Source organism: Catenovulum agarivorans DS-2 (assembly GCF_000568405.1).
Classification (GTDB): domain Bacteria; phylum Pseudomonadota; class Gammaproteobacteria; order Enterobacterales; family Alteromonadaceae; genus Catenovulum; species Catenovulum agarivorans_A.
The window spans coordinates 1-12462 of sequence record NZ_ARZY01000040.1 but is presented as its reverse complement, the minus strand read 5'-3'; the positions used below and the strand labels follow the sequence as shown (position 1 = coordinate 12462).

The 12462-nt window shown below is 43.1% G+C and carries 7 protein-coding genes; 1 reads left to right on the top strand and 6 read right to left on the bottom strand.

Going from position 1 to position 12462, the window contains the following annotated elements:
- Positions 1-84 precede the first annotated feature (84 nt).
- The 4 genes from DS2_RS16285 to tkt form a co-directional block, all read right to left on the bottom strand.
- Positions 85-1215, bottom strand: a complete 1131-nt coding sequence (locus DS2_RS16285) for a hypothetical protein (protein WP_035015957.1) — start codon at positions 1213-1215, stop codon at positions 85-87.
- A 79-nt stretch (positions 1216-1294) separates the two neighbouring features.
- Positions 1295-2473, bottom strand: a complete 1179-nt coding sequence (locus DS2_RS16280; protein ID WP_035015956.1) for a phosphoglycerate kinase — start codon at positions 2471-2473, stop codon at positions 1295-1297.
- A gap of 30 nt (positions 2474-2503) precedes the next feature.
- Entirely contained in the window at positions 2504-3529 is a 1026-nt protein-coding gene (gene epd, locus DS2_RS16275; protein ID WP_081754309.1) for an erythrose-4-phosphate dehydrogenase, read from the bottom strand.
- 51 nt (positions 3530-3580) lie between these two features.
- Complete coding sequence (gene tkt / locus DS2_RS16270; protein ID WP_035015954.1) at positions 3581-5575, bottom strand: transketolase; 1995 nt, start codon at positions 5573-5575, stop codon at positions 3581-3583.
- 429 nt (positions 5576-6004) lie between these two features.
- Between tkt and metK the strand changes: the two genes are divergently transcribed.
- Positions 6005-7156: a methionine adenosyltransferase gene (gene metK, locus DS2_RS16265; protein ID WP_035015953.1), complete on the top strand. Its 1152-nt coding sequence runs from the start codon at positions 6005-6007 to the stop codon at positions 7154-7156.
- A gap of 58 nt (positions 7157-7214) precedes the next feature.
- On the opposite strand, the gene DS2_RS16260 is transcribed toward metK, so the two are convergent.
- On the bottom strand, positions 7215-7796 hold the full coding sequence (locus DS2_RS16260) for an outer membrane beta-barrel protein (RefSeq protein ID WP_035015951.1): 582 nt from the start codon (positions 7794-7796) through the stop codon (positions 7215-7217).
- Positions 7796-12462: Ig-like domain-containing protein (locus tag DS2_RS16255; protein ID WP_152537634.1), on the bottom strand; the 4667-nt coding region annotated here is incomplete at its 5' end. The genes DS2_RS16260 and DS2_RS16255, both read right to left, overlap by 1 nt.

Genomic DNA, 12462 nt, shown 5'->3' with positions numbered 1-12462 from the left:
GCCACCATAAGTTATATACCTAGTGGCAGCTTCAAACTTTCCATTGCACAACACGCAGTCATTTAAAGTTCGCCCTTATAAGATTTATGCTACTAACAGGTCGAAACTCACCGTTTCTACCAATTGCCCATTTAATAAAATATCAATTTTGTGTTCGCCTGAATAATATTTACGTGTTGTCACAGCTTTTACTTTATGAACTTTTGAAAGCTGTAGTCTTTGCTTTGGCTGTAACTCTAGTTGCTTCCATTTAAATACTTTGGCGGATGTTTTTCCGGCTGCTTTTTGGTGATGTACCGCATAATCTAGGATTAAGTTCTGAGGTTTACTTGCTGTTGAAATTAGCTCTATAGTTATTTCGACCTGTTCACCTAGCTCAATCTGGGTTGGTGATACTTGCCCATCAATCACTTTTACTTGCGGCTGAGTAAATCCAAACGCAGCCAATGCGCCTTGATGACCTTGTTTAATTAATCCGCGACACGCATGTTTTAAAAGTTTCTCGCGGTTTTTATCGGCGTCAACCAACCAATTTTCGGTTATATTCACAACCAAATATTCATGATCTTTACTAATATCGTTTAAATGATTGGCGACTGAACGACGAACATACTCACTATCGTCATCTTTAAGTTTTTCTAACAGCGCAATAGTCATCTGCGGCTTTTCAATAAAACAGCCCAAACGTATACCCCAAGGTAATCTTGGCCTTGTACCTTCCGAAATTAAGCGACGCACATGTGGATTTTTATCCGTTAGCCAAGTTTGTAACGTGGCAATGACCAACTCTGGATTTTTTTCTATTAAATAACGTATGGCAAACTCGGCAGAAAAACGTTTAGTCATTTGTTTTAAAATCGACAAGGCAAACTCAATATCGTCCAAGCCATTCAATGCAACAAAATCGGCCATAGGCATAATTGCCCAACCGCGGATGCCTTGCGCATCATTGTCAAAATGTATTTGTTCTGAGCTTTCATCTACTGGCGCGAGCGTTTTTAATAAAACCTCACATGCTTGCCGATAGTCAGAAGGAAGGTTTTGTTGTAGCGCTTGATAGATTTGTTGACTGCGCTGCTTTAGTTCAAGATGCTCAAGGTCCTTGCCAGCCAATTCAATAAATTGAGATTTGTTGAATTTATTGTCATGCAACTCAATTTGCGTAGCGATGTGCTCAATAAGACCTACATTAAATACGTTTTTAAATGGTTCCATGGCATCCCTCTAATACTTCCCCAAAAACAACAAACCCCAGCTAGCTGGGGCTTGGATAAAAGCAAAGTTAAGCTAAATATTAAGCTTTAGCTCTTTCTTCTAATACTTTAACAGCTGGCAATTCTTTTCCTTCAACAAACTCAAGGAAAGCACCGCCACCGGTTGAAACATAAGAAACTTTGTCTGCAAGGTTCCACTTGTCGATAGCAGCTAAAGTGTCACCGCCGCCCGCGATAGAGAAGGCTTCAGATTCAGCAATTGCACGAGCAACAACTTCAGTACCTTTCGAGAAAGCATCAAACTCAAAAACACCACAAGGACCGTTCCAAATGATGGTTTTAGCTGATTTGATGATTTCAGCAGCACGTGCAGCTGAGTCAGGACCATAGTCGATAATTTCTTCGTCAGCTTGAATTTCGTTCGCTTGTTTAACTTCAGTTACAGAGTTGTGGTTCCATTCACTAAAGCCTTCTTTGGTTGTACGCACGTCAGTTGCAAAAATAACTTCGGTTGTATCACGTAAACGTTTAGCTTCTGGGATTAAATCTTCTTCGTATAAAGAATTACCAACTTCATTACCAGCTGATGCTACGAAAGTATTAGAAATACCGCCGCCAACAACTAACACGTCAACAATTTTAGAGAATGCATCTAACACAGCTAATTTAGAAGAAACTTTAGAACCACCAACAATTGCAACCAATGGGCGCTCTGGGTTACCTAATGCTTTGCCTAAAGCGTCTAACTCGTTTACTAATAATGGGCCAGCTGCAGCAACGGGTGCAAATTTAGCAACACCATGCGTAGAAGCTTGTGCTCTGTGTGCAGTACCGAATGCATCCATTACAAAAACATCACATAAAGCAGCTAATTTTTTCGCTAATGCTTCATCATCTGCTTTTTCACCTACGTTGAAACGTACGTTTTCTAAAACAACTAATTCACCTGCTTTAGCTTCTACACCGTCTAAGTAATCTTTTGCTAAAGATACTGGCGCAGATAATTTTTCGGCTAAGTACTTTACCGCTGGTGCCAATGAATACTTTTCTTCGAATTGACCTTCAGTTGGACGGCCTAAGTGAGACATTACTAATACAGCTGCACCTTTATCTAAAGCTTGCTGGATTGTTGGAATAGCAGCATCTAAACGCACAGTAGACGTAATATTGCCGTCGTCATCTAAAGGCACGTTTAAATCTTCTCGAATTAATACGCGTTTACCTTGTAAATCTAGATCAGTCATTTTAATTACTGACATAATCGTGTCTCCAATTAATTATGTATGTGGTTATTCCGCAGCAAACATGGCGCGGCAGGTATCTAACATTCTATTTGCATAACCCCACTCGTTGTCACACCAGATTAAAACCTTAACTAGTTTGTTGTGACTCACTCGTGTTTGCGTACCATCGAGTATGCACGAATGCGGATCGTGATTAAAGTCTATCGACACAAGAGGGGCTTCCGTGTAGTCTAAAATCCCCTTAAGTTTACCCTGTGCCGCTTGTTTAATCACTTCATTTACATCACGAATTCTAACCGACTTTTCAACAGTCACACTCATGACAAGCGCGGTCACGTTTACCGTAGGTACCCGTACTGAAATAGCTTCAAAACGACGCTGAAACTTAGGTAAAATTCGTTCAATTCCAGCTGCGAGTCGCGTATCGACTGGAATTATCGATTCGCCGGCTGCTCGCGCTCGACGTAAATCTGGGTGGAAAGAATCTATTACTGATTGATCATTCATTGCTGAGTGAATGGTTGTTACTGAGCCACTCTCAATACTAAAAGCTTCATCTAGACAGGTAATTACTGGCACACAAGCATTCGTAGTACAAGAAGCGGCTGATACAACTCTGTGTCGCTTGGATAATATGTCCTGATTAACTCCATACACAACTGTGGCTTCAACACTCGAGTCACCTGGATGCGACAACAGCACCTTTTTGGCGCCTTGGCGTACGTGAACAAATGATTCTTCGAATGAACCAATTTTACCCGTACATTCAAACACAACATCTACCCCCAAATTATCCCATGGCAAATGTGCAGTGTTTGCTTCCTGTAGCAAATGAACCCAGTGCTCGTTTATTTTTAAACGGTTGTTTTGAATAGAAACATCAGCTTGGAAGCGGCCGTGAGAAGTATCATATTTCAGAAGGTGCAGCAAAGCCTCGGGTGTTGCTAGCTCGTTTATTGCAACAACTTTAAACTGGTCTTCTAAACCATATTCAAAGATAGCACGAACAACACTCCGGCCGACACGTCCAAATCCGTTAATAGCAATGCGAATAATAGCTAGACTCTCCAAAGCGCAAAAAAGGCAGATCAAGTCTGCCTTTTTATAATTTAAGTGACTAAATTAGCCTAATTTTTTAACTGTCGCTACAACATTTTCAACAGTGAAGCCAAAGTGTTTGAACAAGTCACCACCTGGTGCAGATTCACCAAATGTAGTCATACAAACAAAACCACCGTTGAAGCCAACATATTTGTACCAATAGTCAGCATGTGCTGCTTCAATTGCAACACGTTTAGTAACTGCAGCTGGTAATACAGACTCTTTGTATTCAGCAGATTGAGCATCAAATGTATCTGTAGATGGCATAGAAACAACACGTGCTTTGATGCCTTCTTCAGCTAATGCCGCTGCAGAATTTACTGCTAATTCAACTTCTGAACCAGTCGCAATTAAAATAACATCAGGTGTACCGTCAGTATCAACTAAGACATAACCACCTTTTTGGATGTTTGCAACTTGCTCTGCAGTACGTGCTTGAGCTGCCAAGCCTTGACGGCTGAATACCAATGAAGTTGGGGCTTTTTGACGCTCAACAGCTACTTTCCACGCTGCAGCTGCTTCAGTAGCATCAGCAGGACGCCATGTTGACATGTTTGGTGTCATACGTAAGTTTGCTAATTGCTCAACTGGTTGGTGAGTTGGACCGTCTTCACCTTGACCGATTGAATCATGAGTATAGACAAATATATTTTGGATGCCCATTAATGCTGACATACGAACTGCGTTACGTGCATATTCCATAAACATCATGAAAGTTGCGCCGTAGTTGATGAAACCACCGTGCAATGAAATACCATTCATGATACCTGACATACCGAATTCACGTACACCGTAGTGGATGTAGTTACCAGCAGCGTCGTCTTGAATGCCTTTAGAGCCAGACCATAAAGTTAAGTTAGAGCCAGCTAAGTCAGCAGAACCACCTAACAATTCTGGTAAGATTTTACCGAATGCTTCAATGGTATTTTGTGACGCTTTACGAGACGCAATTTTTTCGCCTTTAGCTTGAGTTTCAGCGATGAAAGCTTCCGCTTTTGCTGCGAATTCAGCTGGTAATTCACCTTTAATTACACGACGCTCATACTCTGCAGCCAATTCTGGGTATGCAGCTTTGTAAGCTTCAAATTTGGCATTCCAAGCAGCTTCTTTTGCAGCACCCGCTTCTTTTTGATCCCAACCAGCGTATACGTCTGAAGGAATTTCGAATGGCGCGTGTGGCCACTGTAAGAATTCACGTGCAGCTGCGATTTCTTCATCACCTAAAGGTGCACCGTGACAGTCGTGGCTACCACATTTGTTAGGAGAGCCTAAACCAATGATAGTTTTACAACAAATCATTGTAGGCTTGTCAGTTACAGACTTAGCTTCTTCAATTGCTTTAGCGATTGCTTCTGGATCGTGACCATCAACATCAGCAATTACGTGCCAGCCGTAAGATTCGAAACGCTTAGGCGTATCATCAGTAAACCAACCTTCAACGTGACCGTCGATAGAAATACCGTTGTCATCCCAAAATGCAATTAATTTACCTAAACCTAAAGTACCCGCTAAAGAACATGCTTCGTGAGAGATACCTTCCATTAAACAACCGTCGCCTAAGAAACAGTATGTGTAATGGTCAACAATTTCATGGCCTTCACGGTTGAATTGACCTGCTAAAGTTTTTTCAGCAATAGCAAAACCCACAGCGTTAGAGATACCGGCACCTAAAGGACCTGTAGTTGTTTCAACGCCGTCTGTGTAACCGTACTCTGGGTGACCAGGAGTTTTAGAATGTAATTGACGGAATTGCTTCAATTCATCCATTGGTAAATCGTAACCAGATAAATGCAACAATGAATAAATAAGCATTGAACCATGGCCGTTAGACAAGATGAAACGGTCACGATCAGACCATTGAGTGTTTTGTGGGTTATGGTTTAAGAAATCGCACCATAAAACTTGAGCGATGTCAGCCATACCCATAGGGGCACCTGGGTGACCTGATTTTGCTTTTTGCACCGCATCCATACTTAGTACGCGGATAGCATTAGCAAGTTCTTTGCGTGAAGCCATTTTAACTCCTTAAGATAACCTGTATTTATGTGAGTATATAATAAACTGTGTACCAACCCATGTGCGCTTATACCTGTAAGGTTGGCAGACTAAAACCGGCCGGTATTTTCTCTTAGGCCGAATTTAAGTGCAAATATTTATCACTTATAGCCAGCATAATAATTCACAAATATGACATATTCGCGAATATTCCTAGCAAAAATCGCGCATATTCTAGCATAGAACACCAGTAGAAAAGAATAAGTATTACTATATAAAAATTCATAATTAGCATGCGAAAAATGAAATAAACATTTGGAAGTTTAGACGTCTAGACGTAAAGACTTGCAAATTATCGATTAACCATTAGAATTGTCTTATCTATTTACACTGTTCGTCAGGCTGCAGCTTTCAAGCCACGCGAATAAAATTTTGACTAGGATTCTTAAAATGGCCAGACATGTATTTACCTCTGAATCAGTATCAGAAGGTCATCCAGATAAAATTGCCGATCAGATCTCTGATGCGGTATTAGACGCTATTTTGGCTCAAGACCCACAAGCTCGCGTAGCATGCGAAACCTACGTAAAAACCGGCATGGTCATGGTTGGTGGTGAAGTTACAACTAGCGCTTGGGTTGATATTGAAGAGTTGACCCGAAAAACCGTACGCGAAATCGGTTATACCCATTCAGATATGGGCTTTGATGCTGATTCTTGTGCCATTTTAAATACCATAGGTAAACAATCACCTGATATTAACCAAGGTGTAGACCGAGCTCGCCCAGAAGACCAAGGTGCTGGTGACCAAGGTTTAATGTTTGGTTATGCAAGCAATGAAACTGAAGTTTTAATGCCTGCGCCCATCACTTATTCTCACAGACTCGTTAAACGCCAAGCGGAAGTACGCAAAAATGGGACCTTGCCATGGTTACGTCCTGACGCAAAAAGCCAAGTGACTTTTGCTTACGAAAATGGCAAACCTGTTGCGATTGACGCAGTTGTTTTATCAACTCAACATTGTGACAGTGTTTCAACTGAAGATTTGCGTGAAGCTGTAATGGAAGAAATCATTAAGCCAGTATTACCTGCTGAATGGTTATCAACCAATACTAAATTTTTCATTAACCCAACAGGCCGATTTGTAATAGGTGGGCCAATGGGCGACTGTGGTTTAACGGGTCGTAAGATTATTGTTGACACCTATGGTGGTATGGCCCGTCATGGTGGTGGAGCTTTTTCAGGTAAAGATCCATCAAAAGTAGACCGCAGTGCCGCTTATGCTGGCCGTTATGTTGCAAAAAATATAGTTGCAGCAGGTTTAGCTGAGCGTTGTGAAATTCAAGTTTCATACGCGATTGGTGTTGCAGAGCCGACTTCTATCAGTATTGATACCTTTGGTACTGGCAAAATAGCTGAAGATAAATTGGTGGCTTTAGTGCGAGAACTTTTTGATTTACGCCCTTATGGCTTAATCAAAATGCTAGATTTGGAACGCCCTATATACCAAGCAACAGCTGCATATGGTCACTTTGGCCGAGACGAATTCCCATGGGAAAAAACCGACAAAGCTGAAGCTTTACAAGCTGCGGCAGGTTTATAAATAAATTGAGTAGGCACGATTGGTTTTGTAATCGCGCCTACTATCTTTCACTAAAACATCAAAAATGATATTTGGCCTGCAGCGTCAAGTTGTTAATTGATTCTGATAAAGTATAGAGCCTGTACTCGACACCAACCGATATGTTTTCCATCAGCTGGTAGCTAAAATCAGCTCCAATATAACCATCTGAGCCATGCTCTGTCGATGTTAAACGCCCACCTTGTGAATGCACACTAACAATTTCATTATCCCAGATGAACATACCCATTTGAGCATTCAATTGCCATTTCGAAGCGCTCTTTATCGGCACTGCTACCCCTAAACCATAACCCGAGGATAAAACAGGCGATACAGAGCTCACCGCCTGATGGTATTCATCTGGGGTGAAAGTAGCCGAGGCTAATTTAACCTGCCCTTCCCCCAAATCAATATAATTAAAATCAACTCGCAACACATCAAATTGATAGTGTAACCCCACTTGCCAGCTTGTCGATGATGTATCTTGCGCAACGATATCTGCGTGGTCTGCCTGCAAATCAGTGCTCGCATGGCCAATGCCAATAGATGTGCTGAGCGGCTGCGCGCACAATGGAGAAGCCGCCAACAACAATACACTTAAACCTTTAAATGCAAATTTCATTATTTATTACCTTTTTCTCTGAACAATGTGCGGCGCAAGCCCATCAACATTAAACTCAATAATGCCCAGCCAGATGTACTGCCACCTGACGATTTATTGGTCACCGTAATCACTTCTGGTCCTGCAATATTAACCGTCACACTGGCTGTATCCGTACCTCCGTAACCGTCATTGATACGATAGGTGACTGTATCAATACCTGTGTAACCAGCTTGTGGTACGTAGCGAATAACTCTGTTATTGATGACGCTCACACTACCATAGGTGGCGCTAACCGACTCGATAGATAATGAATCTGCATTGCTGTCAGTGTCATTGTCTAAAACAGAGAGGTCGATAAATGATTCGTTACCTTCAATTGATAAACTATCGTCTACCGCAACCGGCGCATCATTTCCAGAGACATCGACTGTAACAGTATTGCTGGCAACCAAGTTATAGATGTCTTCAATTTGATATGAAATGGTTACTTGGCCCGATAAACCTATATTCGGGGTGTAAACAATTTGTCCATTGATGATTTCTGCTAAACCTTGGTTGTTAGCATCAGCACTGACTAAGTTAATTTGATCTCCATCTGGGTCACTATCATTTGCCAACGCATCAATCACAACACTCTGTTTGTGGGTGGTTGATGCTGTGTCTGCATTTGCTATTGGCGCTCTGTTTGGCAACACCGTCACTGCCACTTTCGCAGAGGCGGTACCACCTTGGTCATCCGTTATCGCATATGTAATTGTGTCTGGTCCGGCGTAATTTGCATTTGGTTGATAGGTCAGGCGATTGCCTGACATCTCCGTTATCTGACCAAAGTTTGCTGTCGCGCTGGTCACACGCAGCACATCATTATCTGCATCTGTGTCGTTCGACAGTACATCAATTGACATACTGGTGTTCCAACGCAATTCTGCACTGTCATCTACCGCAACCGGAATTTGATTGCCATTTAGTTCAATAGCAACCCCACCTGGATCGACTATCGCACCATTGGCTTCACCATCGTCATCATAGATGCCTCCATCTTTAATAACCAACTGCACACACCAATGCCCTGCATTTAATCCTTCCACCCAACTATCATCACCCGGCGGTGGACAAATTCCTGGCTCACCTTCGGTACTGTATAGCTTATTATCACCATCTTCTTCATGTACAAAGGTAAACCATTCATTGCGACTTTCACTATATTTACGATAAATCGCATTTTGTGGGATTGGGCTACGTTGTGGCACAACTAACTGATAGGTTTGACCGGCTTGTGGTAAACCATATGCGATAAAGTCGACTAGGCCATCTATCACTTGTGCTTGTTCATCAACGCCTAAACTTGCAGCTTCGTCGTTCGAGACCAACAGGCCACCAGACTCACCCACCGCGGATATTGTGCCTCGGCGTAAACATACGCCCGGATCACCTTCCACTAAGAAGCCATCTTGCTGCGAAACAAGCTCTGGTACGACATTACAGTCTGAAATCGCATCCTGGAAGTCTGGAATACCATCGCCGTCTGAGTCAGAGTAACCTTCCTCGTTGTCTGGAATTAAGTCGCCATCCGTATCAATGTCCGTTAACACTTGCAGTGATTCACGCACATCGATATATACCGCTTCGCTGTCTTTAAGCGATCCTGTATCCACAGCCTCAAAACTGACTTTGTATATGCCTGCGGTTAAGCCGGATGGGTCAAACTCAAACAATAAATCATCAACACTGGTATTGACTAGATTATTGTCAGCCTGCCACTCGGTCGTTACTGTATCCGCTGGGTTTGGATCGGATACTTGTGCGGTGATGCGCACCAATCCACCATCGGTTGTCACTGTCAGTCGGTTTTCATTATTTTGCGCAACGCCCAAGCTCACATTTGGCGCAATATTCGCTTCACTGATTCGAATTCGAGTAGCGCGTTTGGCCCCTAAGTTCAAGCTGTCGGCGCCACCAAGCGTAATAATAATATCTTCATCCGCTTCGACTTCAGTATCCGTTAAGACGTCAAAGGTGATATTGGTTTGTGTACCCGATGTAATGGTCACTGTTCCGTCTGTCAGTGTGTGGTCTTCCGTTGCAGTGGCGCTGCCACTGACGGTAAATGGAATGTCCAATGGATACACTGGAGATGGGCCATTTAACAATACTCGTACCGATACTGATTGACCTTCTGGTACAACTTGGTCTTTGCTTAACGAGATGAGTGGGTGAACATCTAATTGCTGTTGGGCTGTGCTCAAATTACCTTGTGAATCTTCTGCTTGCCAATAAACAATATGCTGCCCTGGTGCAAATACAGTGACGCCATCAACTAAAGATACTGGCAGTGGATTGCCTTGTGAATCGACTGCGGTTGCAACACCTAAGTCAACTTTGGTAATTAGGCCTGTTGCATCCACTTCAATATCAGTCGGTGCGGTAATCGTTGGCGGCTCTGTGGTTAAGTCTCCTGTAATGGTGACATTCGCAACCGCGCTTGCACGTCCTTGATTGCCGTCTCGTAATGAGTAGCTCAACCTAGCACTGCCAATAAAGTTGTCTGGTGCTTGGAATTGCAGTTGTCCATTTTGAATACTGACGGTACCAACACTTGCTTTGGCGCCTTCTAAGATAAGCGAGTCCCCATCTACATCAAAGTCATTTGCCAGCACATCGAGTGTGTATGCATCGCTGTCAACACGCTCTAGCTCAATCAAATCATCCGCTGCGACAGGCACATCGTTTACTGGCGTAATGTTGATGTTAACAGTATAGACTTCTGATGAGGCTTGCCCGTCTGATACGGTATAGCTGAAACTGTCTGTACCATTTGCATCTGAGTTTGGTTGATAGTGCCAGCCTGCCCCTGATTGATTAAGAACGCCTTGCGTTGGTGTACTTGCTAGCGACAGTGACAATGAGTCTGCGTCATCATCTTGCAATTGTGGCTCAATGGTGACACTAGCGTCTTCTAGTGTCGTCACATTCATATCTTGCCCAACTGGCGCATCATTCACATTCGTCACTGTCACGTCAAACGCTGCCAGGCTGGATGTTGCTAACCCGTCAGTCACACTAATGACAATATTGCTGCTTGTGCCAACATGTGTATTGGTTGGTGTGCCAGTTAACGCCCCTGTGCTGGTATCAAATGATATCCAAGCAGGTGCGTTGCTAATGCTAAAGGTTAACTGACTGCTATCAATGTCTGTGGCATTCGGTGTAAAGCTATACGAACTATCTTCCGCAACCGTTGTCGCTGGCGTACCTGAAATAACAGGTGCGTCGTTTTGCGCATTTACCACAACATTTACAGTAATATTCGCACTATCAATGCCATCAGTTACTTGCACAACAAAACTATCATTACCGTTAAAATTACCGTTAGGTTGGTAATTCACTGCAACACTGTTACCTGTTGTTTCAACTGAAGCAGCCCCATTCGCAGCCGCAGTAGCGACTGACCAAGTTAATACGTCATCATTTGCATCGGTTGCATTTAATGTTAAGGCAAATGGTGTCGGGCTGGCGTCTTCGCTCATAGTGACATCAACACTTGCACCATCAACAATTTCAGGCGCTTTTTGATATAACTTATCAACCGTATCAGTAACCGCATCACTTTGATTACCAAAACTGTCTGTCAGGGTAACGCTTAAGGTTAAGCTGCCTTCGGCCAATCCAGAAACATCTATGGATGTTACTTGTGCATCCACCGCTTCAACCGAGCCAGATACACTGACTGTGTTTGTACCATCACTCACGCTCGCTTGGTAACTTGTACCCACCTCGGCGTTAGCAAATACAAAACTCATTGCTGTATCATTGGACGCATCAATCAGTGACTGCTCAATATCAACGCTAAAGCCCGAAGGTTTAGTTGCATCAATTTCTAACTCAGCAGTTGTCGAATCGGTTGCCACATTACCAAAAGTATCAGTAGCACTGACTTCAACATCATATGTACCGTCAGACAAGGTCGAGACTAAATCATCTGCGAGCGTCCAGGTACCATCTGCGTTATTGACGGCATCGTAACTTTGGCCATCCAGCGTAACCGAGATCGTGGCTTCAACATCATCCACAGTGCCGCTTAGCGCAGGGGTTGTATCATTAGTCTGTAAGCTATGAATAACAACACTAGGCAATGCATTATCTAAGGTGACAGTTTCACTTAACTCAACGGATGTATTGCCTGCAGAATCTGTTTGGCTGGCTGTAACTGTTAAAGTGCCATTATTAAAGGTACTCACATCAAACTCTGAGCCAGATAGCGACCAAGAACCGTTGCCATCAGCCGTAATCATTTGACTTAAGCTATTTGCACCATCACTAATACTGACAGTGACACTTGCATTGGCTTCAGCGCCTGCACCTTCAATCAAGACACTATCGTCTTCTGCTGCGTTAACTAAACCATCACCTTCTATTGGTGTTGTAATGCTTGGCGCACTTGGGGCTGTGTTGTCTAACGTTATATTTTTGATGGATGCAGATGATGTATTACCCGCATCATCAGTTTGAGTAACAGTAACGACTAATGTGCCATTGTTAAGCGCTGAGATATCTATCTCGTTACTTTCTATCGTCCAGTTACCACTGCTATCCGCTACGGTTTGAATCGATAAGCTGCCAATGTGAATGGTTATCGCCGCACCGGTTTCTGCACCACTGCCTGAAATCAAGACACTATCGTCTT

Excerpts from the sequence above, each read along its gene's own strand:
- DS2_RS16285 (WP_035015957.1), bottom strand. The coding sequence starts at position 1,215 with ATGGAACCATTTAAAAACGTATTTAATGTAGGTCTTATTGAGCACATC.
- DS2_RS16280 (WP_035015956.1), bottom strand. The coding sequence starts at position 2,473 with ATGTCAGTAATTAAAATGACTGATCTAGATTTACAAGGTAAACGCGTA.
- tkt (WP_035015954.1), bottom strand. The coding sequence starts at position 5,575 with ATGGCTTCACGCAAAGAACTTGCTAATGCTATCCGCGTACTAAGTATG.
- metK (WP_035015953.1), top strand. The coding sequence starts at position 6,005 with ATGGCCAGACATGTATTTACCTCTGAATCAGTATCAGAAGGTCATCCA.
- DS2_RS16260 (WP_035015951.1), bottom strand. The coding sequence starts at position 7,796 with ATGAAATTTGCATTTAAAGGTTTAAGTGTATTGTTGTTGGCGGCTTCT.